We start from the raw sequence: 26,241 nt of genomic DNA, 5'->3' as shown, positions 1-26,241 counted from the left end.
GCGGCTACCTGAGGTCGGTACCGCTGCGGCCGAGACGGCTGTTCCGGCGGCCGTACAGGGCGTACACGACGATCCCGATCGCCATCCAGACGGCGAACCGGAACCATGTCTCACCCGGCAGGTTGAGCATCAGCCACACCGAGGCCGCGACCGACAGGATCGGGACCAAGGGCACCAGCGGGGTACGGAACGTGCGGGGCAGATCGGGCCGGGTGCGGCGCAGGATGACCACGCCGATGGCGACGACGACGAACGCGAAGAGCGTGCCGATGTTCACCAGGGTGGCCAGCTCGTTGATGCTGGTGAAGCCGGCGACGACGGCGATGATCACGCCGAGGAGGATGGTCGGACGGTACGGGGTGCGGAACCGCGGGTGGGTCTTGGAGAAGAACCGCGGCAGAAGGCCGTCGCGGCTCATGGCGAAGAACACACGGGTCTGCCCCAGCAGCAGGATCATGCACACCGTCGTCAGGCCGACCGCCGCGCCGAAGCTGATGACGCCCGCGAAGAACGGATGGCCGGTGGCCTTGAAAGCGTCCGCCAGCGGGGCACTGATCGACAGTTCGCTGTAGTGCTGCATGCCGGTCACCACGAGGGACACGGCGACGTAGAGCACGGTGCAGATGAACAGCGACCCCAGGATGCCGCGCGGCATGTCGCGCTGCGGCAGCTTGGTCTCCTCGGCCGCCGTGGCCACGACGTCGAAGCCGATGAAGGCGAAGAAGACGATGGACGCGGCGGTGAAGATGCCCATCACGCCGAAGTTCGTGGGCTCGTAGCCGAACAGCAGCTGCACCAGGGGCGCGTCCCAGCCGCTGCCCTCGATCTGGCCCTGCTTCTCGGGGATGAAGGGGTCGTAGTTGGCGGCCTTGACGAAGAACAGGCCCGCGATGATGACGATCAGCACCACGCCGACCTTGATGGCCACAACCACAGCGGTGATGCGTGCGGAGAGCTTCATGCCGACGACGAGGATCGCCGTCAGCAGCAGGATGAGAACGAAGGCCAGCAGATCGAAGGTGCCGCCCTCCACATCAGGGCCTTGCAGCCCGGCGGGCAGGTTCCACCCCACGTTGTCCATCAGCGAACGCACATAACCCGACCAGCCGACGGCCACCACCGCCGTGCCGAGCGCGAACTCCAGCACCAGGTCCCAGCCGATGATCCAGGCGGGCAGTTCGCCGAGCGAGGCGTACGCGAAGGTGTAGGCGGAGCCGGCCACAGGGACGGTGGACGCGAACTCGGCGTAGCACAGTGCGGCCAGGGCACAGACGATGCCGGAGGCGACGAAAGCGAGTGCGGTCGCCGGGCCGGCGTTGTTCTTGGCGACGGTGCCGGTGAGGACGAAGATGCCGGTGCCGATGATGACACCCACGCCGAAGACGGTGAGGTCCAGGGCGGAGAGGGACTTCTTGAGTGCGTGCTCCGGCTCTTCGGTGTCCTGGATCGACTGTTCGACGGGCTTGGTCCGGAAGACGCCTCGCCTGCCGCCGGACGGGTCAGTATCTGTGCTCACCCCTGCTACCTCCACACTTGTCGTCCTCGCCATGATCGGGACGGCGTGTGGTCCACGGAGAGCCGGAACGGGTGGATTTCAGCCGAATGGGCCGAAGGGACCACCCTTTCAGGGTTACCCTCCGGCCCCGGGTCGGCACGTGGTGCACACGATCCGTCCCGTTCGTGCACGGATCTGTCGCATCGTGCCGCGGCGGCTCAGTCGCGGGCGGGCTGGACCGCCTCGCTGTCGAGGCGGCCGTCGAGCTTGGAGACCAGACCGGTGACCTGACGGGCGATGTCCGGTGCGGTCAGGCCGATCTCCGCCATGACCTCGTTGCGGGAGGCGTGGTCGAGGAAGCGGGGCGGGATACCGAAGTCACGCAGCGGCACATCCACTCCCGCGTCGCGCAGCGCCTGGGCGACGGCGGAGCCGACGCCACCGACCCTGCTGTTGTCCTCGACGGTGACGACGACCCGGTGCTGCTCGGCGAGCGGCGCGAGCGCCTCGTCGACGGGCTTGACCCAACGGGGGTCGACGACGGTGGTCGAGATGCCCTGGGCGTCGAGCAGGTCGGCGATCTCCAGGCACATCGGGGCGAGGGCGCCGACGGAGACCAGCAGGACGTCGGGCCGGTCGGCCTCCGCCCGGCGCAGCACGTCCATGCCGCCGGCCTTGCCCACGGCCTTGACGGCCGGCCCGACCGCGCCCTTGGAGAAGCGGACCACGGTCGGCGCGTCATCGACCTCGACGGCCTCGCGCAGCTGGGCGCGGACCTGGTCGGCGTCGCGCGGGGCGGCGATCCGCAGGCCGGGGACGACCTGAAGGATGGACATGTCCCACATGCCGTTGTGCGAGGCGCCGTCGGTGCCGGTGACGCCGGCCCGGTCCAGTACGAAGGTCACGCCACACTTGTGCAGGGCGACGTCCATCAGGACCTGGTCGAATGCGCGGTTGAGGAAGGTGGCGTAGACGGCGAAGACGGGATGCAGACCGCCGGTCGCGAGGCCCGCGGCCGAGACCGCGCCGTGCTGCTCGGCGATGCCGACGTCGTAGACCCGCTCGGGGAACGCCTTGGCGAACCGGTCGAGGCCGACGGGTTGGAGCATCGCGGCCGTGATGGCGACGATGTCCTCGCGCTCCTTGCCGAGCTTGACCATCTCCTCGCCGAATACCGAGGTCCAGTCGAGGCCGGAGCTCGAGATGGGCAGCCCCGTGTCGGGGTGGATCTTGCCGACGGCGTGGAAGCGGTCCGCCTCGTCCGCCAGGGCGGGCTGGTAGCCGCGGCCCTTCTCGGTGAGGCAGTGCACGATGACGGGGCCGCCGAAGCGCTTCGCGCGGGCGAGGGCGGACTCGAGTGCCTCGATGTCGTGGCCGTCGATGGGGCCGACGTACTTGAGGCCGAGGTCCTCGAACATGCCCTGCGGGGCGATGAAGTCCTTGAGGCCCTTCTTGGCGCCGTGCAGCGTGCCGTAAAGCGGCTTGCCGACGACGGGGGTGCGCTCGAGGAGGTCCTTGCCACGGGCGAGGAAGCGCTCGTAGCCGTCGGTGGTGCGCAGGGTCGCCAGGTGGTTGGCGAGGCCGCCGATGGTCGGCGCGTACGAGCGCTCGTTGTCGTTGACGACGATGACCAGCGGGCGGTCCTTGGCGGCGGCGATGTTGTTCAGCGCCTCCCACGCCATGCCTCCCGTGAGGGCGCCGTCACCGATGACGGCCACGACGTGGTCGTCCTTCTTCAGGACCTCGTTGGCCTTGGCCAGGCCGTCGGCCCAGCCGAGCACGGTGGAGGCGTGCGAATTCTCGATGACATCGTGCTCGGACTCCCCCTGCGAGGGGTAGCCCGACAGTCCGCCCTTCATCTTGAGCCTGGAGAAGTCCTGGCGGCCGGTCAGCAGCTTGTGGACATAGCTCTGGTGCCCTGTGTCCCAGAGGACCTTGTCCTTGGGGGACTCGAAGACACGGTGGAGGGCGATGGTCAGCTCGACCACGCCGAGGTTGGGTCCGAGGTGCCCACCGGTCTTGGAGACGGCGTCCACCAGGAAGGTGCGGATCTCTGCAGCCAGCTGCTCCAACTGCTCCGGGCCGAGCCGGTCCAGGTCGCGCGGTCCCCTGATACGGGAAAGCAGTGCCACCCGTGCCTCCTTGCATTCGAGCTGCATCCGAGCCGATCGACTCTGGCTGATCGACCTTGCCGATTGCCCGAGTCTAATGTTCCGTGCACGCGCTCGGTCATCGGGCGGTCCGTTCTGTGTCACGCCTATGACGTGACACAGCAGTGCCCGGCACCGCCGCGCGGCACCGGGCACTGTGCGGTCGTACTAGGCGCGACCTGCGGTCTTCTGCGTCCTCCGGGTGACGGAGTCGATCACGACCGTCGCCAGCAGGACACCACCGGTGATCATGTACTGGATCGGCGTCGCGATGCCCTCCAGGGCGAGTCCGTACTGGATCGAGACGATGACCATGACGCCCAGCAGGGCGTTCCAGGTGCGGCCCCGGCCACCGAAGAGGCTGGTGCCGCCGATGACGGCCGCGGCGATGACGTTCATCAGCAGGTCGCCGGCGCCGGCGCTCTGGTTCGCCGCCGCGATCTTGGAGGCCCAGAACAGACCGCCGACTGCCGCGAACAGCCCGGCCAGCGCGAAGACCGAGACACGCACAGCGGTGACGTTGATACCGGCGCGGCGCGAGGCCTCGACGCTACCGCCGAGCGCGAAGATCTTGCGGCCGTAGGCGGTCCGGCGGAGCACGAAGTCCGTGACCACGAGGACGGCCAGGAACAGCACCAGCGCCAGGGGCAGGCCCTTGTACTGGTTGAACATGACGGCCGCGGCGAACGCGATGACCGCGAGGATCACCGTGCGCATCACGATGTCGGACAGCGGCCGGGACGGCACGCCGGCCGCGGCACGGCGGCGGTTGTCGAAGAAGGACGACAGGAAGAAGCCGACCACGGCGACGGCGGCGAGCCCGTAGGCGGCCGCGATGTCGGAGAAGTAGTACGTGGTCAGCTGTCCGACGACACCTTCGCCGTCCAGGTTGATCGTGCCGTTCTCGCCGAGCAGCTGCAGCATGAAGCCGAGCCAGAACAGCAGGCCGGCCAGCGTCACGGCGAAGGCCGGGGCGCCGATCTTGGCGAAGAAGAAGCCGTGCAGGGCACCGATGGCGGCGCCGCTGGCCAGGGCGACGACCAGCGCCAGCCATTCGTTCATCCCGTGCGTCACGCTCAGCACGGCGACGATCGCACCGGAGACACCGCTGACGGAACCGACCGACAGGTCGATCTCACCGAGCAGCAGCACGAAGATGATGCCGACGGCCATCATGCCGGTGGCGACCATCGTGACGGCGATGTTGCTCAGGTTCTCCGCCGAGAGGAACTGCGAGTTCATGGTCTGGAAGATCACCGCGATGACGATCAGACCGATGACGACCGGGATGGACCCGAGGTCGCCGGCGTGCACCTTGCGCTTGAACTCGGAGAAGTAGCCCTTGAGCCCCTGCTCGCGCACCAGCAGACGGGGGTCGACCGCGGTCAGCGCGTCATGCGCGGCGTCCGGGTTGACCACCTTCGTGGCCGTGGGGGTCTTTTCCGTGGTCACTTCGTAACCTCCGCGTTGCGCGCCGCACGGCGGGTCACGGCGTTGTCCGTGGCACCGGTGATGGCGGAGATGATCTCTTCCTGCGAGGTCGACTTGACCTCGAAGACACCGTTGTTCCTGCCCAGCCGGAGCACGGCGACCTTGTCGGCGACCGCCTTGACGTCGGCCATGTTGTGGCTGATGAGGACGACGGCGTGGCCGCGCTCCCGCAGCCGCTCCACGAGGTCGAGCACCTGTGCGGTCTGCTCGACGCCGAGGGCGGCGGTGGGCTCATCGAGGATGACCAGCTTGGGCTCGCCGAGCATCGAACGGGCGATGGCCACGGTCTGGCGCTGACCGCCGGAGAGCGAGGCGATCGGGATACGGACGCTGGGGATACGGATCGACAGCGTCTTCAGCAGTTCGAGGGCGCGTCGCTCCATCTCGACCTCATCGAGCACGCCGCGCTTGTGCAGCTCCCGGCCGAGGTAGAGGTTGCCGACGACGTCGATGTTGTCGCACAGCGCGAGGTCCTGGTAGACGGTCGCGATGCCGAGGTTCTGGGCGTCGTGCGGCCGGTTGATCGAGACCCGCTTGCCCTCCCACTCGATGGCGCCTTCATCGATGGGGTGCACACCGGCGATCGTCTTGACCAGCGTGGACTTTCCGGCGCCGTTGTCGCCCACCAGGGCGACCACCTCACCGGCGTGGACCTCAAGCTCTACGTCGGTGAGCGCCTGGACGGCACCGAACCGCTTGGAGACCCCGCGCAACGCCAACACGGGCGTAGCGGACACGTGAACCATCTCCTTCGCCGCCTGACCGGCGGGGATGCCGCGCCGGGGGAAATGCGGCGCGGAGGTTGAGCAGAATGGAAATGCATCGAATGTTCCGACCGGTGCCCCGACCGGCAGCGGGGGCTGATGGCGGGGCGGGGCACCGGAAGGTTTCTGCGGGGCGCGTGCGCCCGGGCAGAGGCCGGAGCACCGGGGGACCGGGCTCCGGCGTGCGGCCTTACTTCAGGCCGAGCTGGTCACACGCGGCCTTGAACTTCGGGGTGCAGATCTCGTTCACCGTGTAGACGCCGTCCTTGACGACGGTGTCCTTGATGTTGTCCTTGGTCAGCGACACCACCGGGACGAGGATCGACGGGATGCCCTTCTGGGAGGGGCTGTCGACCTTCTCCTTGGCGATCGCGTCGAGCGACTCGCCCTTGGCGAGCGCCACGGCCATCTCGGCGGCGGCGGCGGCCTCCGGCGCGTACGGCTTGTAGACGCTCATGAACTGCTCGCCGGCGACGATGCGCTGGACACCGGCAAGCTCGGCGTCCTGACCGGTGACCGGCGGGAGCTTGGTGAAGCCGCCGGACTTGAGGGCGGTGATGATACCGCCCGCCATGCCGTCGTTCGCGGAGTAGACGCCGATGATCTTGTCCTTGCCGAGGGCCGAGATCGCGGCCTCCATGTTGGCGTTGGCGTTCTCCGGCTTCCACTCCTTGGTGTCGTACTCCTTGCCGATGTTCACCTTGCCGTCGAGCTCGGCGTGGGCGCCCTTCTTGAACAGCGCGGCGTTCGGGTCCGTGACGGAGCCGTTCATCATGACGATCTGGCCGTCCTTGGCCTTGTCGCCCAGGGCCCCCACCAGTGCCTTGCCCTGCACCCGGCCGACCTCTTCGTTGTCGAAGGAGGTGTAGGCGTCGATCGGGCCCTCGGCGAGACGGTCGAAGGCGACGACGGGGATACCGGCGTCCTTGGCCTTCTTCACACCGCCGGCGATGGCCTTGGAGTCCACCGCGTCCACGATGAGCGCGTCGACCTTGTTGGTGATCATGGTGTCCACCTGCTGCGTCTGCAGCGTGGCGTCCTGCTTGGCGTTGGCGTAGACGACCTTCGCCTTGCCGTTCGTCAGCTCGCTGATCTTCTTCTCGATGAGCGGCTTGTCGAACTTCTCGTAGCGAGCGGTCTGGTTCTCCGGAAGGAGCAGACCGATCGTGATGTCGTCGCCCTTCTTGGCGCGCGACTCTTCGGCGCTCTCGCCCGAGTCACCGGCCTGGCCACAGGCGGCGAGCGATACGGCCATCGCAGAGGCGGCGACAGCAACGGCGGCACGACGCAGATGTGCGTTCACGATTTAAAACCTCCCTGACGAGGCCGCGTCGCTGCGGCCGAGGTGGCTGGAAGTCAACTCGGCCCCGTGGTCAGCGTCAAGGAGTAAATCCTTAACGAGATGACAACGGTGCCATTCGTTATCTAAGTGAAGGCGGGCGCTCCGACCGGCAACGCACTGTCCAAAAGGGTCGAATCACCCATTTCGCTGAGCACGAGGGCCAGCGCGCCCAGCACTTCGGCACGCCCGCCCAAGGCTCCTGGAGCCACCGAGAGCTGCCTCGCCGCACTGGGAATGGCGTAGCGGGAGACGGACTCACGAATGGGTCCCAGTACCAACTCTCCAGCCTCCGCCAAATCTCCTCCGAGCACCACCCGGCTCGGATTGAGGAGGTTGCAGAGGTTGGCGACACCACTGCCGATGTGGCGGCCCACGTCCGCCACAACCCGACGGCAGCCCGGATCGCCCTCCCGCGCCAGCTGAACGACGCGCTCCATCGTCAGCTCCGCCCCGTGACTCGACTGGAGCAGCGGCAGAACGTACCGGGCCGCCGTGAAGGTCTCCAGGCAGCCGCGGTTGCCGCAACGGCACACCGGGCCCGACTCGTCCAGCGTGATGTGCCCGATCTCGCCGGCGGTACCGCCCGGACCCCTGTAGATCTGGCCGTCTATCACCAGACCCGCGCCGACACCACTCGCCACCTTGATGTATGCGAGGTCCTTCACCCCCCGGCCACTGCCCCACACCATCTCGCCGAGCGCGCCCAGGTTCGCGTCGTTGTCGACGTACACGGGCACACCCAGCCGGGCCGAGAGCTCGTCACTCGGATTGATGCCGGTCCAGCCCGGCAGGATCGCCGTCGAACCCAGCGTGCCCGACTCCACGTCGATGGGGCCCGGCACGCCGAGCCCCACGCCGATCACCTTGCCGGGACCGATCCCGGTGGCCTCCACCAACCGGTTGACCAGCGCCTCGGCCCTGTCGAAGCCCTCCGCGGACGAGGCGTCCACATCGAGCGGCTCCGCTTCCTCCGCCAGCACCTGATGCGCGAGGTTGCCGATCGCCACGCGCAGGTGCGTATGGCCGAAGTCCACGCCGATCACGATGCCGGCGTCGCCGCTGAGGGAGACGCTGCGCGCCCTGCGGCCACCGGCCGACGTCGGCGTCACCTCTACCGTGCCGCCGTCCTTGAGCTCACGGACGATGTTGGAGACGGTGGCCGCGGAGAGGCCGGTGCTCCTCGCGATCTCCGCCTGCGTCAGCGAACCCGCCATGCGTACGGCACGCACGACACGCTCGAGGTTGGCCCGGTGCAGAGATGTCTGCGATCCCGGAGTCTCCATTGACCCATCCACTCCTGCCCCCGGTGGGCGGCGCGACGACCGCCCCCGGCCGGGGCATCCAGGCCCCGGCTTCTCTCCAACTTATGAACTCTAAGCTGACCCTTTTGGGGCTTATCCCGTCAAGACCTTGAGCGGGGTGAAACTCGGATGAGCGCTGCGGAGCACCGGGGAAGCACACAGGGCCCCGCCGCGCTGCAGCAGCGCGGCGGGGCCCTGTACGCAGGGGACGCGCTATTTCAGGGTGCCCGCGGTGAGACCCGACTGGACCTGCCGCTGGAACGAGAGATAGACGACGATCACCGGGAGCATCGCGATCGTCATACCTGCGAAGATCACCGGTAGGTCGCCCTCGTAGCCCTGCTGCTGGTTGAGGAGCACCAGGCCCTGGGTGAGCACCGAGCGGTCCTTGTCAAAGCCGCTCTGCTGCTGCATCAGGGTCATCGGCAGGATGTACTGGTTCCACTGGCCGAGGATGTTGAAGATGCCGACGCTGAGCAGGCCCGGCTTCGCCATGGGGACCATGACCTGGAAGAAGATCCGGGTGTGCGAGGCCCCGTCGATGACCGCGGCCTCGTGGATCGCCGTCGGCAGCGTCCGGAAGAACGCGTGCATGAAGAAGACGGTGAACGGCAGCGAGTAGGCGACGTACACGAGGATCAGGCCCTGGTACGTGTTGAGCATGCCGAGCATGTCGATGAGGAAGTACAGGGGCACGAGCCCCAGGTAGACCGGGAACATGGCGCCGGCCACGAAGAAGTAGTAGAAGAAGCGGTTGCCCGGGAACTCGTAGCGCGCCAGGACGTACGCCGCCATCGCGCCGAGCAGCATGGTCAGCGGGATGGAGAAGACGAGCACGATGAGGGTGTTGGCGAAGTAGTCGCCGATCCCCTTCTCCCAGGCCCGCGAGAAGGCGTCGAAGTTCCAGTTCGACGGCCACGACCAAGCGCTGGAACCGATCTCCGTGTCGGTCTTGAAGGAGCCGAGCAGCAGCCAGATCAGCGGCAGCACGATCATCACTGACCACAGGATGAGGAAGCCGTGCGAGAAGACGTTGAGGACCTTGCCCTCGCTGTCGCCGTTCGCGCCGGCTCCCCCGGGGCGGGCGCCGTTCTTCACTTCGCTCGGACCGGGGACGGCGTCCTTGGCGACGCCGGGGATCAACCGGGTGTTCGACATGGCGTGGTTCCCCGCTCAGTATTCGATGCGCTCGCGGCGGCTGATCCGCAGCGTGACGAGGGACAGGATCAGCGTGAGGACAAGGATCACGACGCCCATCGCGCAGGCGTAGCCGCTCTTCCCGAAGGAGAGGAAGTTACGCATCAGATAGGTCGCCATGACCTCGCTGTTGTGGTCCGGTCCGCCGCCGTAGCTGTTACCCGGGGTCATGACCGAGATCAGGGCGAAGCAGTCCATCGCGAGGATCGCGAGATAGACCCAGGCCGTCTGGACGGTGTCCCACAGCAGGGGCAACGTGACACGGAAGAAGGACTGGGTGCGGCTCGCGCCGTCGAGCAGGGCGGCCTCGTAGATCTCCTTGGGTACCGACTGCATCGCGGCGGAGAAGAGGACCAGGTAGAAGCCGACGCCCCACCACAGGAGCACGAAGGCCACGCACCACAGCACGAGAGCGGGCTCGTTGAGCCATTCGATCGGGTGCGCGGGGTCGGAGATGCCGAGCTTGACGAAGACGCCGTTGATCAGTCCGGCGACGTCACCCCGGTAGATCGCCCGCCAGAGCACGGCGAGGATCGCGATCGACAGAACGTGCGGGACGAAGAAAAGGATCTTGTAGAAACCCGATCCCGCGACGCCGCGGATTCCGCCGGAGCCGCCCCGCCCGCCCACGTTCACCATGTAGGCGAAGAAGAGGGCGAGCAGGATGGTCGCGACGGGGAGGAAGATCAGGAGCAGGATGTTGTGCCACAGGGCCTTCAAGAACACCGAGTCGGAGAACAACGCGGTGTAGTTGTCGAGGCCGACGAAACTCATCTCCTGCGACTGGCCCTGCCAGTTCGTGAAGGAGTATCCGAAGGTCTGCATGTACGGCCAGATCATGAAGATCGCGTACAGCACGACCGGTACGATCAGAAAACCGGTGACGAACCGGTACTTACCCTGTTGCATGGCACCCTGCCCCTGGATTCCCGGCTCGGCTACTGACGCTTGTTGTTCTTGCTAGCCGGGTCCTCGGCCGCCTTGTCGACCGCGGCCTGCGCCCGCTTGAGCCATTCGGCCGGCGTAATGCGCTTGGCCATCAGCTCCGCGGACGCGGTACGGATGGACTCGTCCATCTCGCTGTACCAGTTGGTGTAGAAGTAGTCGAAGCGCTGCTCGACCGGGCATGCGTCGACGGCCTCGACCGCGGACTTGGTGCCCGGGCGGAGCTGGACGCTCTTGTCGACGCCGTCCTGCACGATGGTCAGGGAGTTCGCCTGCTGCGCGAAGCTGGTCGACCACTCCTTCGAACACATCATGCGCAGGAACTCCAGGCCGCCGGCCTTGTTCTTGGCCTTCTCCGGCACGATGAACGGCTCGCCCGCGCCGGCCCGGATCGCCTCGAACGGCAGCTTGCTGTCGGGCAGCAGGGGCATCGGCAGGAACTTCATGTCGAAGTCCTCCGGGGTCTGCTTGAGCTGCTCGTTCTCCAGCCAGGAGCCGGAGGGGATGAAGACGGCCTTGCCCTCGTTCCAGGCGGTCTGCGACTCGATGTGGTCCAGGGAGTTGGTGCCCGGCATGAGCAGGCCCTTCTCCACGATCTCGTAGATCGCCTCGATGGACTGCTTGGCGGCGTCGCTGCCGACGAACGCGTTCTTCTCGAGGTTGTCGATCGCCTTCATGGCCTCCAGACCGCCGGTCTTGGCGATCAGGTCCATGATCATGACGTTGATGTAGTACGGATGCTTGCCCTGGTGGGCGAGACCGCCGATGCCCTTCTTCTTCGCGTCCCGCATGATCTGCAGGAAGGCGTCCCAGGTCTTCGGCACCTCCCACCCGTTGTCCTTGAACATCTTGCCCGAGTACCAGACTCCCCAGACGGTGTAGACGTAGTTCAGGGAGTGCATCTTGCCGCCGATGAAGCCCTTGTCGGCGGTGCCTGGGACGAGGATGTCCTTGATCTTCTTGCTCGGGTCGTCGGGCGCGGGGGCCTCGAGCAGTTCGGTGAGGTCGGCGAGCTGGCCGTTCTTGTGCAGCACGTCCAGCTTGATCTGCTGGGCGCCGGAGTTGTCCACGACGTCCGGCGGGTTGCCCGCGTTGAAGCGGGGCTGGAGCTTGCCCGTGATCTCCTGGGTGCCGAGGTGGCTGATCTTCGGGCCGTACTTGGCCTTGTAGAGCTTCTCCCACTCGATGGCGTACTGGTCGCCGAAGCCGCCCTTGAAGATGACGACGTCGAGCGTGCCGCCCTTGGTGACTCCGAACGGGTTGTCCTTCGTCACCTCACCCTTCTGCTTCTCCTGGTCGTCCCCGCCGCCGCTGCTCGCGCAGGCGGACAGGAAGCTCATCGTGGGTACGGCAATAAGACCGAGTGCGGCGGCCCGCTTGATCAGATTCCGACGGCCAAGGCTCTCACCGTGCGTATTCGAGGTGGAGGTGGATCCCATGCTCAAGTCCTCGCCTTCTCCAGGACTCAGGCGGTGTACCGGTCGCCCGTCCGTCTCGCCTCAGGCGAAGGGCCCCGCCACCGCGGTCAGTTGCTGGGTTTTCCCGAAGGGAAACTCAGTGAAGCTCGGATCGTGCGGCTGACAGCGGGAACGGAGTAGCTGCTGCCGGCGGTCGCGTGCTCCGCACGGTCCGCCGCCCCCGTCCCCCTGGTCCGCTGCCATACGAAACGGCGGTGCGGACGCCGACAGGTATAGTCCACTTCCCGTCGAGTGAGCAAGATCAAATGCAAGGTTGGACGCCCATCTTTCCCGAGTTGAGACCTCGCGGACACATGGGACCCGAAAACACCCTTACGACCGCAGCATTCTTAACGGATCGTCCGATTCCGACCGGCACGCCCCGCCAACACCCTTGACACCGTAGGACACTTACCTCCCTACTGGAGCCTGCGCCTCGCGCCTGACAACGTTGTCCAAACGCGACTTCCTCTGGAGGAAGACCCGGGATGCAGCCCAGAAACAGACCCCGGCCCAGAAAGATCAATCCGGTCACCCTCGTGGTGACCGCTTCCATGCTGGTGTTGACGGCTCCTTCCGCCGCCATCGCCCTGCCCTCGGAGCCCGGGCAATCCACCTCCCTGGGCCGGGAATTCAGATCGTCCTTCGAATCGGACGAAGCCCAGCCGGACTGGCGTAATACCGTTGAAGTGGGCGCCGACGGAAAGAAGCGGTCATCGGGTGTCGACGGCGGCTTCTCCAGCGGAATACCGGGCAATGTCACCGACAAGGTGATCGAGCTGCGGGCCAGCGACGAGAACACCGGCGGCGGCGAGACCAAGGAGAATCTGGTCGACCTGCTGCCGAGCAGCAAGTGGCTGGCGTTCGAGCCGACCGCCTGGATCGAGTTCGACACGGAAGAGCCGGTCAAGGTCTCCACCTACGCCCTGACGTCCGCCAACGACTTCGCCGCGCGCGACCCCAGGGACTGGACGCTGAAGGGGTCCGCCGACGGGGAGACATGGACGGTCCTGGACAGCCGCTCCGGTGAGACGTTCGCCGAGCGCTTCCGGACCAGGACCTTCGACATCGGCGCCCCCTCCGAGGTGACGGCCTACGCCCACTACCGCCTGGAGATCACCAAGAACAACGGCGCGTCCGACATCACCCAGGTGGCGGACGTGCAGTTCTCCAACGGCGACACCAGCGCCCCCGTCCCCGACGACATGCGCAGCCAGGTCGACCGCGGCCCCAGCGGCTCCCCCACCGCGAAAGCCGGCGCCGGCTTCACCGGCAAGCGCGCCCTGAAATACGCCGGCACCCACAAGCCGGAGGGCAGGGCCTACTCGTACAACAAGGTCTTCGACGTCGACGTCGCCGTGCGCCGCGACACCGAGCTGTCGTACAAGGTCTTCCCCGCCATGGCGGAGACGGACCTGAACTACCCCGCCACGAACGTGTCGGTGGATCTCGCCTTCACCGACGGCACCTACCTGAGCGATCTGGGCGCCACGGACTCGCACGGCGGGCTCCTCACGCCCGCGGGCCAGGGCGCCGCGAAACGCTTGTACGTCAACCAGTGGAACGCCGTCGCCTCCGGCATCGGCACCGTCGCGGCCGGCAGGACCGTCGACCGGATCCTGGTGGCCTACGACTCCCCCAAGGGCCCGGCGAAGTTCCAGGGCTGGATCGACGACGTGACCCTCGCGCCCAAGGCGCCGGAGGAGCGGCTCGAGCATCTCTCGGACTACGCCTCCACCACCCGCGGCACCAACTCCAGCGGCTCCTTCTCCCGGGGCAACACCTTCCCCGCCACCGCCGTCCCCCACGGCTTCAACTTCTGGACCCCGGTCACCAACTCGGAGTCGAAGAGCTGGCTGTACGAGTACGCCCGCGGCAACAACGCGGACAACCTGCCCACCGTCCAGGCCTTCAGCACCAGCCACGAGCCCAGCCCCTGGATGGGCGACCGGCAGACCTTCCAGGTGATGCCGTCGGCGGCCGAGGGCGCCCCGGACACCTCGCGCACGGCCAGGGCCCTGCCCTTCCGGCACGAGAAGGAGACCGCCAGGCCGCATTACTACGGTGTCACCTTCGAGAACGGCCTCAAGGCAGAGATGGCGCCGACCGACCACGCGGCGATGATGCGCTTCACCTACCCCGGTGACGACGCGAGCGTCATATTCGACAACGTCACCAAGGAGGGCGGCCTCACCCTCGACGCCGTAAACCGCTCCTTCACCGGCTTCTCGGACGTCAAGAGCGGCCTGTCCACGGGCGCGACCCGGCTGTTCGTGTACGGCGTCTTCGACGCGCCGGTCACCGACTCGGCCTCCGAGGGCGTCACCGGCCGGCTCCGCTTCGACGCCGGCGACGACCGCACCGTCAACCTGCGGATCGCGACCTCGCTGATCAGCGTGGACCAGGCGAAGAAGAACCTCGCCGACGAGATCCCGGCCGGTACCCGGTTCGAGCGGGTGAAGGACCGGGCGCAGGACGCCTGGGACGACATCCTCGGCAAGGTCGAGGTCGAGGGCGCCACCCGCGACCAGCTGGTCACGCTCTACTCCAGCCTGTACCGGCTCTACCTCTACCCGAACTCGGGCTTCGAGAACACAGGCACCAAGAGGCGCCCGCAGTACCGGTACGCGAGCCCGTTCTCGCCGATGACCGGCCCCGACACCCCGACCCGCACCGGCGCGAAGATCGTCGACGGGAAGGTCTACGTCAACAACGGCTTCTGGGACACCTACCGCACGACCTGGCCGGCGTACTCCTTCCTCACCCCGAAGAAGGCGGGCGAGCTGGTCGACGGCTTCGTCCAGCAGTACAAGGACGGCGGCTGGATCTCCCGCTGGTCCTCCCCCGGCTACGCGGACCTGATGACCGGCACCAGCTCCGACGTGGCGTTCGCCGACGCGTACGTCAAGGGTGTCGACTTCGACGCCGAGGCCGCCTACGAGGCGGCGCTGAAGAACGCGACCGTCGTGCCGCCGGCCTCCGGCGTGGGCCGCAAGGGCATGGAGACCTCGCCGTTCCTCGGCTACGCCTCCACCTCCACCCACGAAGGCCTGTCCTGGTCGCTGGAGGGCTACCTCAACGACTACGGCATCGCCGAGATGGGCGAGGCCCTCTACAAGAAGACGAAGAAGGCCCGCTACAAGGAGGAGTCGGAGTACTTCCGGAACCGGGCCCAGGGCTACGTCACCCTCTTCGACTCCGAGGCCGGCTTCTTCCAGGGCCGGAACCTGAAGGGCGACTGGCGGGTGGAGAGCTCCGAGTACGACCCGCGCGTGTGGGGCTACGACTACACGGAGACCAACGGCTGGGGCTACGCCTTCACCGCTCCGCAGGACTCGCGCGGCCTTGCGAACCTGTACGGCGGCCGCTCGGGCCTCGGTGAGAAGCTCGACGCCTACTTCGCCACGCCGGAGACGGCGTCGCCCGAGTTCGTCGGGTCGTACGGTTCCGTCATCCACGAGATGACCGAGGCACGCGATGTGCGGATGGGCATGTACGGCCACTCCAACCAGGTCGCCCACCACGCCACGTACATGTACAACGCGGCCTCCCAGCCGTGGAAGACCCAGGAGAAGGTCCGTGAGGTCCTCTCCCGCCTCTACACCGGCAGCGAGATCGGGCAGGGGTACCACGGTGACGAGGACAACGGCGAGCAGTCGGCCTGGTACCTCTTCTCCGCGCTCGGCTTCTACCCGCTGGTGATGGGATCCGGGGAGTACGCCATCGGTTCGCCGCTGTTCACCAAGGCGACCGTGCACCTGGAGAACGGCCGCGAACTGGTCGTGAAGGCCCCGAAGAACAGCGCCGAGAACATCTATGTGCAGGGCCTGAAGGTCAACGGCAAGAAGTGGAACTCCACGGCCCTGCCGCACGAGGCGATCGCCGAGGGCGGCGAGATCGAGTTCGCGATGGGCCCGAAGCCGTCCGCGTGGGGCACCGGGAAGGACGCGGCGCCCGTCTCCATCACGCAGGACGACGACAAGCCCGCGCCGCGGCACGACGTGATCCCGGCCGGCGGCCCGCTGTTCGACAACACCTCGGCGACCACGTCCGCGTTCACCTCGGTGGACCTCCCGGTGTCGTCCGGGACCCGCGCGGTGCAGTACACGCTCACCTCCGCGGCAAGGGACAAGGCGCCGACGGGCTGGGTGCTGCAGGGTTCGGCCGACGGGCAGTCGTGGACGGATCTCGACAGGCGGTCGGGCGAGTCCTTCGGCTGGGACAGGCAGACCCGCGTCTTCGGGGTGGCCGAACCGGGCTCGTACGAGCACTACCGACTGGTCGCCGACAGCGAGGCGACGCTCGCGGAGGTGGAACTCCTCGAGTGACGAAACGGGGCAAATCATTATGCCCAAGTCGACTCAGATGCAATCGAGTTGACATGTAAAGATCGTGTGCAACGATCCTGTGGAAACAGTGACCTGCCGTGCCTCTTGAGGCGCGGCAGGTCATGACCACTTCGATCGGGGAGCAACTACGTGGCCAAATTCTCTGGCCTCAAGAGCACGGGGCTCGTCTCCCGCGCCACCGTTGCGGCGATTACCGCCGCCCTCGTCGGCACGACCACCAGCGCGGTGGCGGCCGACGGCCCGCAGGACGCCGCAAAGGCGGCGACCGGCATCCAGCAGTCCGCGCCGAAGGACGGGGCCTTCGGTGCCCAGGCCGCGGCCGACGCCCCCGTCAATGCGCTGTACGGCATCGACAGCGGCGGCAACATGTACGGCTACCCGCCGAACGGCTCGGGCGGACTCGAGAGCCGGGAGCTCGTCGGTTACGGCTGGCAGGCCAGCAAGCACATCACCCAGGCCGACCGTGACGCCGACGGCAGCGCCGACGGCATCTGGGACATCACCAACGGTCAGATGCACTGGACCGAGTTCGGCTCGGACCCGGTTCTCCTGGGCAGCGGCTGGGGCATCTACAACAAGATGCTCTCGCCGAGCAACCTCGGCGGCGCCGCGGCCGACGACGTGATCGCGCGGGACAGCTCCGGCGTCCTGTGGATCTACCTCGGCTACGGCGACGGCAAGCTCACCAGCCGCACCAAGGTCGGCACCGGCTGGAACATCTACAACCAGATCACCGGCAAGGGCGACCTGACCGGTGACGGCAGGGCCGACATCGTCGCGCGCGACGGCTCGGGCGTGCTGTGGCTCTACAAGGGAACGGGCAACTACAAGGCGCCCTTCCAGGCCCGCACCAAGATCGGCGCCGGCTGGAACATGTTCAACAACATCGTTTCCGTCGGCGACATCGATCTGGACGGCCTCACCGACCTGATCGCCCGCGACACCACGGGCAAGCTGTACCGCTACTCGGGCACCGGCAACGCCGCTGCCCCGTTCCAGGGGCGCGTCACGATCGGCACCGCCGGGTGGAACACCTACCGCCTGCTGTTCTGATCCGCAGCGACACTCCACAGCACAACCGGGCCGCGCCCCTCTCGGGGGCGCGGCCCGTCCTGCGCTCCGGCTCAGCCGAGCCGGCAGGTGAGGCCCGTGGCCGTGTCGGCCCCCGGTCCCGAGGTCACGTACCCGAAGGTCGTGGACTCCCCGGGGTCGAGACTGCCGTTGTGGCCGGCGTCGTAAAGTCGTCACGGGAGGCGTTGAAGCCCGTGAAGTTGGTGTTGCCGCCACTGCACAGCTGCCCTACGAAGCCACGGGTGCGGCCGGCGCCGTCGGAGCGCAGTACGGAGAACCAGTTGTAGAAGGGTGTGGTGCCGCTCTGCTGGGCGGCCGCGCGGCAGACGGGGTTGACCGGCTTGATCTCGCCGGTGTCGGTCAGCCCGTCCTGCCGGCACAGGAAGGTACGGCTGGCCGGTTTCATGGGTGTGCCGTGTGCCTCGGCATCGCCGCCGGCGGTGACGACGAGTCCGAGGGCGGGGACGGCGGTGAGCAGTGCCAGCAGAGTGGGCAGTACGGCCCGGGGGCGGCTCTGACGTTCGCTGTAAACGCTTCGCGCAACGCCAAGGGCCCGCTCTCCGCCGGTGCGGAGAACGGGCCCTTGGACGGGCGACTAGCCGCGGCTGCAGCTATCCACGAATGAGGTTCCGCAGGACGTACTGCATGATGCCGCCGTTGCGGTAGTAGTCCGCCTCGCCCGGGGTGTCGATGCGGACGACCGCGTCGAACTCCACGCCCGAGTCGGTGGTCACCTTGACCGTGCGCGGCGTGGTGCCGTCGTTCAGCGCGGTGACGCCGGAGATGGAGAAGGTCTCCTCACCGGTCAGGCCGAGGGAGTCGGCGGAGCCGCCCTCCGGGAACTGCAGCGGCAGGACGCCCATGCCGATGAGGTTCGAGCGGTGGATGCGCTCGTACGACTCGGCGATGACGGCCTTGACGCCGAGCAGCGCGGTGCCCTTGGCGGCCCAGTCGCGGGACGAACCGGAGCCGTACTCCTTGCCCGCCAGGATCACCAGCGGGGTGCCGGCGGCCTGGTAGTTCTGCGAGGCGTCGTAGATGAACGACACCGGACCGCCGTCCTGGGTGAAGTCGCGGGTGTAGCCGCCCTCGGTTCCCGGCGCGATCTGGTTGCGCAGACGGATGTTGGCGAACGTGCCGCGGATCATGACCTCGTGGTTGCCGCGGCGCGAGCCGTAGCTGTTGAAGTCACGGCGCTCGACGCCGTGCTCCGTGAGGTACTTGCCGGCCGGGGTGTCGGCCTTGATGGCGCCGGCCGGGGAGATGTGGTCGGTGGTGACCGAGTCGCCCAGCTTCGCCAGCACACGGGCACCGGAGATGTCGGCGACCGGGGTCGTCTCCATCGTCATGCCCTCGAAGTACGGGGGCTTGCGCACGTAGGTGGACTGCGGGTCCCACTCGAAGGTGTTGCCGGTCGGGATCGACAGGGCCTGCCACTGGGCGTCGCCCGCGAAGACGTCGGCGTAGGACTTGTTGAACATGTCCTCGCCGATGGCGTTGGCGACGACTTCGTTGACCTCGGCCTCGGTCGGCCAGATGTCCTTCAGGTAGACCGGCTTGCCGTCCTGGTCGATGCCCAGGGCGTCCTTGGTGATGTCCACCTTCATGGAGCCGGCGAGGGCGTACGCGACGACCAGCGGCGGGGACGCCAGGTAGTTCATCTTGACGTCGGGGTTGATCCGGCCCTCGAAGTTGCGGTTGCCGGAGAGCACCGACGTGACGGCCAGGTCGTGGTCGTTGACGGCCTTGGAGACCTCGTCCGGCAGCGGGCCGGAGTTGCCGATGCAGGTGGTGCAGCCGTAACCGACCAGGTTGAAGCCGACCTTGTCGAGGTAGGGGGTCAGGCCCGCCTTGTCGAAGTAGTCGGTGACGACCTTGGAGCCCGGGGCGAGGGTGGTCTTGACCCACGGCTTGCGGGTCAGGCCCTTCTCGACCGCCTTCTTGGCCACCAGCGCGGCGGCGACCATGACGTACGGGTTCGAGGTGTTGGTGCAGGAGGTGATCGCGGCGACGGTGACGGCGCCGTGGTCGATCTCGTAGGTCGAACCGTCGGGGGCGGTGACGGTGACCGGCTTGGACGGTCCACCGTTCGGCGTGTTCGCCGGGGCGTCGGAGGCCGGGAAGGACTCCTTGCTCGCCTCCATGTCGTCGTCCACGTAGTTGCGCACGTCCTGGGCGAACTGCTGGGCGGCGTCGGCCAGGACGATGCGGTCCTGCGGACGCTTCGGGCCGGCGATGGAGGGGACGACCGTGGAGAGGTCGAGCTCCAGCTTCTCGGAGAAGTCGGGCTCGGCGGCCGGGTCGAGCCAGAGGCCCTGCTCCTTGGCGTACGCCTCGACGAGCGCGACCTGCTGCTCGGAGCGGCCGGTCAGCTTCAGGTAGTTCAGGGTCTCGTCGTCGATCGGGAAGATCGCGGCGGTGGAACCGAACTCCGGCGACATGTTGCCGATGGTGGCGCGGTTGGCCAGCGACGTGGCGGCGACGCCCTCGCCGTAGAACTCGACGAACTTGCCGACGACGCCGTGCTTGCGCAGCATCTCGGTGATCGTGAGCACCAGGTCGGTGGCGGTGGTGCCCGGCTTGAGCTCACCGGTCAGCTTGAAGCCCACGACGCGCGGGATGAGCATGGAGACCGGCTGGCCGAGCATCGCGGCCTCGGCCTCGATGCCGCCGACGCCCCAGCCGAGCACACCGAGGCCGTTGACCATGGTGGTGTGCGAGTCCGTGCCGACGAGGGTGTCGGGGTACGCCTGTCCGTTCCGGACCATGACGGTACGGGCCAGGTGCTCGATGTTCACCTGGTGGACGATGCCGGTGCCGGGCGGGACGACCTTGAACTCGTCGAACGCGGTCTGGCCCCAGCGCAGGAACTGGTAACGCTCCTTGTTGCGGCCGTACTCCAGCTCCACGTTCTGGCCGAAGGCGTCCGCCGTGCCGAACTTGTCGGCGATGACCGAGTGGTCGATGACCAGCTCGGCCGGGGCCAGCGGGTTGATCTTGGCCGGGTCGCCGCCGAGCTCCTTGACGGCCTCACGCATGGTGGCGAGGTCGACGACACAGGGAACACCGGTGAAGTCCTGCATGATCACGCGGGCCGGCGTGAACTGGATCTCCTGGCTGGGCTGCGCCTGGGAGTCCCAGGTGCCGAGCGCCCGGATGTGGTCGGCGGTGATGTTCGCGCCGTCCTCGGTGCGGAGCAGGTTCTCCAGCAGGACCTTGAGGCTGTAGGGAAGGCGCGCGGCGCCCTCGACCTTGTCCAACCTGAAGATCTCGTACGACTCGTCGCCCACCTGCAGCGTGCTGCGGGCGTCGAAGCTGTTCGCCGACACGACAGTCTCCTTCATCAATATGCGCGTACTACCTCAATGCTGCCGCCACGGCTCCTCGCCGATCCGCTAAGGTAAGGCTTAGTTAGGTAACCCTTACCGACTGGCGGCTTGCGGTACGCCTTCGGCAGATATCTCGATGTCGAGATAACTCTAGTACATGACCGCTGCGGGGTCATGCCGGGACACCCCTTGACCGCCCTCGTCCCCGTCGAGGCGTCCGCCGGCGAACCCGGTCGTCCGGCGTTCCGTGGGCGGCACGCGCCGGATGGTGGAACCCGGCGACTCCCTTGACCGTGGAACGTATGAGGCGCGACGCATCGCCGGACATCGCACCCGAGACACCCGCACCGGCCGGGCCGCCTCACACGTCGTCGACAGGGCGGCTGGTCGGTCTGGATGTGGCCAGAGGGCTGGCGATTCTGGGCATGTACTCCGCACACCTCGGGCCGGATCCGTCGGTGGGCGGCGCCGTGGGCTGGGCAATGGAGGCAGCCCGAGGGCGTTCGGCGAGCCTGTTCGCCGTGCTGGCCGGCTTCACGCTGGTCATCCTCACCGGCCGGCCGCGGCCGAGAACCGGGCGGGCAGGGCGACAGGCGGTGGGCAAGGTCCTGATCCGCTCCTTCTTCCTGATCACTCTGGGCTACGTCCTCACCGCCCTCGACACCCATGTCCTGGTGATCCTGTCCTACTACGGCGTCCTCTTCGTCCTCGCCCTTCCGCTGTACCGGCTGAGGGCTGCCTCTCTGGGCGCGATCGCCGCGGCATCGGCACTCGTCCTGCCCCATGTCCTCTATCTGCTGCGGGCGGCGGTCGACGAAGGAAGCTGGGCGGACACGCTCGTCGCCCACGACCCGCTGGCCCGCGCCACAGATTCGGACGGACTCCTCGAACTGTTCGTCACGGGCTCCTACCCCGTCCTGACCTGGCTGCCGCTCATCGTCGCGGGGATGGCGGTGGCCCGACTGGACCTTCGGCGGCCGGGCGTCGTGGGCAGGGTGGGACTGCTCGGTGGCGTGCTGGCCGTCGTCGGGTACGGCGGATCGTGGCTGGCCCTGCACCTTGTTCCGGGGGCCCTGGAGGGGGTGCGGCAAGCCTCGGGCACCGGGACCGCGGCATCGGCCTGGTGGTCCGGCACCGTGGGCGCGGACCCCGCCCCCGGCATGCCGGCATGGCTTGTGGTGGCCTCACCGCACAGCCAGACGACGCTGTCCGTCGTGGCCAACGCCGGCGTGGCCCTGGCGGTGGTGGCCGCCTGCCTCATCGGCACGGGCCGATCGGCGCGTCTGCGGTGGGTCGCCACGCCCGTCAGCGCGGTCGGATCGATCGCGCTGACCGTGTACGTCGGCCACATCGTCGCCATCGAAGTGCTCAGCCCCCGCGATCTGCCGGACTCCGCCTCCTTGCCGGTCCTCCTCTGCTTCGCCGCGGCGGCCATGCTCTTCGCCCTCGTGTGGACCCGCTTCTTCCGGCGCGGGCCTCTGGAGTACCTGATGCACACACTCACGATGCCCGCTCGCCTGATCCCGTGACGCAGGTTCCGGGCGAGCCGGTGTCAAGCGCGCAGGTACGTGAGGACGGCGAGCACCCGGCGGTGCGTCTCGTCCGCCGGCGGCAGGTCGAGTTTGGCCAGGATGGAGCCGATGTGCTTGCCCACGGCCGCCTCGGAGACGACCAGTTGGCGGGCGATCGCGTTGTTGGACTTCCCCTCGGCGACCAGGCCCAGCACCTCCCGCTCGCGCGGTGTCAGACGCTCCAGCGGGTCGCGGCGGCGACGGATCAGCTGACGTACCACCTCCGGGTCGACGACCGTGCCGCCGGAGGCGACCTCCTGAACGGCGGCGTGGAACTCCTCGACCTGGCCCACCCGGTCCTTCAGCAGATAGCCGACACCGGAGCCGTCCCCCGAGTCGAGCAGCTCGGAGGCGTAGGTGCGCTGGACGTACTGGCTGAGCACGAGCACGGGCAGGGACGGGCGCTCGGCCCGCAGCCGCACCGCCGCCTTCATCCCCTCGTCCTGGAAGCCGGGCGGCATCCGGACATCGGTGACGACGACGTCGGGCGTGTGTTCCGCGACCGCGGTCAGCAGTGCGCCGGCGTCGCCGACCGCGGCGACGACCTCGTGTCCGAAGCGGGCCAGCAGGGCGATGAGCCCCTCCCTGAGCAGCACGCTGTCCTCGGCCAGCACTACGCGCAGTGCTCGGTCCTCCACTCGCAAGGGATCTCCACACGCAGCAGGGTCGGTCCACCGGGCGGGCTGGACAAGGAAATTGTGCCATCGAGCACGGACACCCGGTCCGCGAGTCCGGTCAGGCCGCTGCCCCGCCCCGCGTCGGCTCCTCCCCTGCCGTTGTCGCGCACTTCGAGAGCCAGCAGGGCGCCGTCGTGGCGGCCGGTGACCTCGGCGTGGCTCGCCCCGCTGTGTCTGCCGATGTTCGCGAGGGCCTCGCAGACCACGAAGTACGCGGCGGCCTCGACCGCCTCCGGCAGCCGGTCCGGCAGGTCGAGGGTGACGTCCACCGGGACGGCGGACCGGTCGGCGGCGTCGGCGACGGCTGCGCCGAGGCCGTGGTCGGCGAGGACCTTGGGGTGGATGCCGTGGATCAGGTCGCGCAGTTCGGCCAGCGCCCTGCCCGCCTCGTCGTGAGCCTTGGCGAGCTGGTCCGCGAGCGGACCCGGCGGCGCGTCGAGGCGCGCGAGTCCGAGGGTCATGGAGAGAGCCACCAGACGCTGCTGGGCGCCGTCGTGGAGGTCTCGTTCGATCCGGCGCCGCTCCGCCTCGAAGGCGTCCACCAGCCGGACCCTGGAGCGGACCAGTTCGGCGACCCGCTCCTGCCGCTCGGGGTCCGCGGGCACGAGGAGGACCCGGGTCAGCTCGGCGCGCCCGGCGGCGACGGCACCGAGGACGTAGCCGCTCACCGCGAGCATGAACAGCCCCACGGCCGCGGCGACGAACGCCTGCGGCCACGAGGTCGCCAGCCACAGCTTGAGCACCCGCACCTCCTCGCCCCCGCCCACCGTGGCCATCAGCAGCGGTGCACCCAGCAGTCCCAGCGGCACGCCGAGCACCACCACCGCAACCAGCAGGTCCAGCGGCCACAGCACGGTCGCGAGGACCAGCGCGAAGCCCAGCTCCCGCCAGGTCGCCGGCTCACGGAAACGGGTACGCGCCCACACCACCGGCCCTGGCCCGTCCGGCGCCCGGTGGGGGCTGCGGACCGGCCTGCTGTCGACGAGCCGGAGCCTGCGCCGCTCGAGAGCCGCAACCGGCAGCCCGGAGAGCGCCAGCACGACGAGCAGCGGCAGCCCGACGAGAACCGACGCGAGCACCCCGCCGACGACGATGCCCACGAGCAGCACCACGAGCACGGCGAGGCCGACCGGCGCACTGCCGAGCAGATAACCGGCCGCCCGACAGGGCCACGGGGAGAGCAGGTAGCGAGGGTGCGCGAGAGCCTGCCGCACGCTGAGGAGACGCATGCGGATCACCGTAGAAGCCGGGGCCCGGCCGCAGCCATCCGCCCAGGCGGACAACGGAGGTAGGGCCTGCCCTACCTTCCACTTGTCCTGATTCATCGGGCATTTCCACCTTTCCTCTCACTCGCGCGGCCGCCTTCCGGTTGCCGACGACCGGCGAGGGCCTCACCATCGAGACAGACTCTGCGCTTGACAGAGCGTCACCCGGACAGCGGGCCCCGATGCGACGTCATCTCATATGTGAGATAGCCTCACCGACATGTCAGACGACTACCTCGTACGTATCGGCAAGCTCATCCGTGACGCCCGACAGCATCGTGGCTGGACACAGACGCAGCTCGCCGAGGCACTCGGCACCAGCCAGAGCGCGGTGAACCGCATCGAGCGCGGCAATCAGAACATCAGCCTTGAGATGATCGCTCGCATCGGCGAAGCGCTCGACAGTGAGATCGTCTCTCTCGGCTACGCCGGCCCGATGCATCTGCGCGTGGTCGGCGGGCGCCGGCTCTCCGGCTCCATCGACGTCAAGACGAGCAAGAACGCCTGTGTGGCACTGCTCTGTGGTTCGCTGCTGAACAGCGGCCGCACGGTGCTGCGCCGCGTCGCCCGGATCGAAGAGGTCTACCGGCTGCTGGAGGTCCTCAACTCCATCGGGGTACGGAGCCGTTGGATCAACGACGGACACGACCTGGAGATCGTCCCGCCGGCCGGCTTCGACATGGACGCGATGGACGTGGAGGCCGCCCGCCGGACCCGGTCCATCATCATGTTCCTCGGCCCCCTGCTGCACCGTATGGACAACTTCCGCCTGCCGTACGCCGGCGGCTGCGACCTCGGGACGCGGACCATCGAGCCGCACATGATCGCCCTGCGCCGCTTCGGCCTGGACATCACGGCGACGGAGGGCATCTACCACGCGGTGGTCGACCGCTCCGTATCCCCCGGCCGCCCCATCGTGTTGACCGAGCGCGGCGACACCGTGACCGAGAACGCGCTGCTGGCCGCCGCCAGGTACGACGGCGTCACCGTCATCCGCAACGCCTCCTCCAACTACATGGTCCAGGACCTGTGCTTCTTCCTGGAGGCGCTCGGCGTCAAGGTCGAGGGCGTCGGCTCGACGACACTGACGGTGCACGGCGTCCCGAACATCGACGTCGACGTCGACTACTGCCCCTCGGAGGACCCGGTCGAGGCGATGAGCCTGCTGGCCGCCGCCGTCGTCACCGAGTCCGAGCTGACGATCCGCCGGGTGCCGATCGAGTTCCTCGAGATCGAACTCTCGGTGCTCGAGGAGATGGGCCTCGACCACGACCGCACGCCGGAGTACGCCGCGGACAACGGGCGCACCAGGCTGGTGGACCTGACGGTGCGGCCCTCCAAGCTCGAGGCGCCCATCGACAAGGTCCACCCCATGCCGTTCCCCGGCCTGAACATCGACAACGTGCCGTTCTTCGCGGCGATCGCGGCCGTCGCCCAGGGCCAGACCCTGATCCACGACTGGGTCTACGACAACCGGGCCATCTACCTGACGGACCTCAACCGCCTCGGTGGCCGCCTCCAACTCCTCGACCCGCACCGCGTCCTGGTGGAGGGCCCGACCCGCTGGCGCGCCGCCGAGATGATGTGCCCGCCCGCGCTGCGCCCGGCGGTGGTCGTCCTGCTGGCGATGATGGCCGCCGAGGGCACGTCGGTGCTGCGCAACGTCTACGTGATCAACCGCGGCTACGAGGACCTGGCCGAGCGGCTCAACTCCGTGGGCGCGCAGATCGAGATCTTCCGCGACATCTGACCGGCGCGATGTCGTGCCCCTTGGAGGCAAGGGGCACGACACCTCAACATGCCAGCTGACCTGCGAGTACTCACCTTCACAACCCTC

16 protein-coding genes and 1 pseudogene are annotated in these 26,241 nt (G+C 68.0%); 4 read left to right on the top strand and 13 right to left on the bottom strand.

Annotated elements, in window-relative coordinates:
• Window positions 1-4 precede the first annotated feature (4 nt).
• The 9 genes from MDN94_RS18990 to ngcE form a co-directional block, all read right to left on the bottom strand.
• The gene (locus MDN94_RS18990) at window positions 5-1,516 is read right to left on the bottom strand and encodes an amino acid permease (RefSeq protein ID WP_482726924.1); all 1,512 of its coding nucleotides are present in this window, start codon (window positions 1,514-1,516) and stop codon (window positions 5-7) included.
• A 197-nt stretch (window positions 1,517-1,713) separates the two neighbouring features.
• Complete coding sequence (gene dxs, locus MDN94_RS18985) at window positions 1,714-3,627, bottom strand: 1-deoxy-D-xylulose-5-phosphate synthase (protein WP_482726923.1); 1,914 nt, start codon at window positions 3,625-3,627, stop codon at window positions 1,714-1,716.
• Between the two features lie 186 nt (window positions 3,628-3,813).
• Window positions 3,814-5,097: a sugar ABC transporter permease gene (locus tag MDN94_RS18980; RefSeq protein ID WP_482726922.1), complete on the bottom strand. Its 1,284-nt coding sequence runs from the start codon at window positions 5,095-5,097 to the stop codon at window positions 3,814-3,816.
• A complete protein-coding gene (locus tag MDN94_RS18975) occupies window positions 5,094-5,882 on the bottom strand; it encodes an ATP-binding cassette domain-containing protein (protein ID WP_482726921.1) in 789 nt (262 codons plus the stop codon). The genes MDN94_RS18980 and MDN94_RS18975 overlap by 4 nt, the downstream gene beginning before the upstream one ends.
• 208 nt (window positions 5,883-6,090) lie before the next feature.
• On the bottom strand, window positions 6,091-7,203 hold the full coding sequence (locus tag MDN94_RS18970) for a substrate-binding domain-containing protein (RefSeq protein WP_482726920.1): 1,113 nt from the start codon (window positions 7,201-7,203) through the stop codon (window positions 6,091-6,093).
• A 122-nt stretch (window positions 7,204-7,325) separates the two neighbouring features.
• Window positions 7,326-8,525: an ROK family transcriptional regulator gene (locus tag MDN94_RS18965; RefSeq protein WP_482726919.1), complete on the bottom strand. Its 1,200-nt coding sequence runs from the start codon at window positions 8,523-8,525 to the stop codon at window positions 7,326-7,328.
• A gap of 231 nt (window positions 8,526-8,756) precedes the next feature.
• Window positions 8,757-9,701, bottom strand: coding sequence for a carbohydrate ABC transporter permease (locus tag MDN94_RS18960; protein WP_482726918.1), 945 nt, complete (start codon window positions 9,699-9,701; stop codon window positions 8,757-8,759).
• 15 nt (window positions 9,702-9,716) lie between these two features.
• Window positions 9,717-10,649, bottom strand: a complete 933-nt coding sequence (locus tag MDN94_RS18955; RefSeq protein ID WP_482726917.1) for a carbohydrate ABC transporter permease — start codon at window positions 10,647-10,649, stop codon at window positions 9,717-9,719.
• Window positions 10,650-10,678: 29 nt separating this feature from the next.
• The gene (ngcE, locus tag MDN94_RS18950) at window positions 10,679-12,124 is read right to left on the bottom strand and encodes an N-acetylglucosamine/diacetylchitobiose ABC transporter substrate-binding protein (protein WP_482726916.1); all 1,446 of its coding nucleotides are present in this window, start codon (window positions 12,122-12,124) and stop codon (window positions 10,679-10,681) included.
• A 572-nt stretch (window positions 12,125-12,696) separates the two neighbouring features.
• On the opposite strand from ngcE, the gene MDN94_RS18945 reads away from it, so the two are divergent.
• Both MDN94_RS18945 and MDN94_RS18940 read left to right on the top strand, forming a co-directional pair.
• Window positions 12,697-16,470 (top strand): GH92 family glycosyl hydrolase, encoded by a 3,774-nt coding sequence (locus MDN94_RS18945; RefSeq protein ID WP_482727112.1) that lies wholly within the window; start codon window positions 12,697-12,699, stop codon window positions 16,468-16,470.
• Window positions 16,471-16,620: 150 nt separating this feature from the next.
• Window positions 16,621-17,544, top strand: coding sequence for an FG-GAP repeat domain-containing protein (locus tag MDN94_RS18940; protein WP_482726915.1), 924 nt, complete (start codon window positions 16,621-16,623; stop codon window positions 17,542-17,544).
• A 154-nt stretch (window positions 17,545-17,698) separates the two neighbouring features.
• On the opposite strand, the pseudogene MDN94_RS18935 reads toward MDN94_RS18940, so the two are convergent.
• Window positions 17,699-18,058: pseudogene (locus MDN94_RS18935) on the bottom strand (lytic polysaccharide monooxygenase); the annotation flags it as partial.
• A 115-nt stretch (window positions 18,059-18,173) separates the two neighbouring features.
• Entirely contained in the window at window positions 18,174-20,891 is a 2,718-nt protein-coding gene (gene acnA / locus MDN94_RS18930; RefSeq protein WP_482726914.1) for an aconitate hydratase AcnA, read from the bottom strand.
• Between the two features lie 302 nt (window positions 20,892-21,193).
• On the opposite strand from acnA, the gene MDN94_RS18925 reads away from it, so the two are divergent.
• The gene (locus MDN94_RS18925) at window positions 21,194-22,420 is read left to right on the top strand and encodes a DUF418 domain-containing protein (RefSeq protein WP_482726913.1); all 1,227 of its coding nucleotides are present in this window, start codon (window positions 21,194-21,196) and stop codon (window positions 22,418-22,420) included.
• 23 nt (window positions 22,421-22,443) lie between these two features.
• On the opposite strand, the gene MDN94_RS18920 is transcribed toward MDN94_RS18925, so the two are convergent.
• Together MDN94_RS18920 and MDN94_RS18915 are read right to left on the bottom strand one after the other, a co-directional pair.
• Window positions 22,444-23,076, bottom strand: coding sequence for a response regulator (locus MDN94_RS18920; protein WP_482727111.1), 633 nt, complete (start codon window positions 23,074-23,076; stop codon window positions 22,444-22,446).
• Complete coding sequence (locus MDN94_RS18915) at window positions 23,076-24,368, bottom strand: sensor histidine kinase (RefSeq protein WP_482726912.1); 1,293 nt, start codon at window positions 24,366-24,368, stop codon at window positions 23,076-23,078. The genes MDN94_RS18920 and MDN94_RS18915 overlap by 1 nt, the downstream gene beginning before the upstream one ends.
• Before the next feature lie 256 nt (window positions 24,369-24,624).
• Between MDN94_RS18915 and MDN94_RS18910 the strand changes: the two genes are divergently transcribed.
• Window positions 24,625-26,154 carry a helix-turn-helix domain-containing protein gene (locus MDN94_RS18910; protein WP_482726911.1) on the top strand — a complete coding sequence of 510 codons (1,530 nt, stop codon included), beginning with the start codon at window positions 24,625-24,627 and terminating at the stop codon, window positions 26,152-26,154.
• Window positions 26,155-26,241: the final 87 nt, after the last annotated feature.

This window comes from Streptomyces sp. WAC00040 (assembly GCF_056835925.1).
Note: the sequence above shows the minus strand (reverse complement) of the source record. Positions and strands in the feature narration are given on the sequence as shown.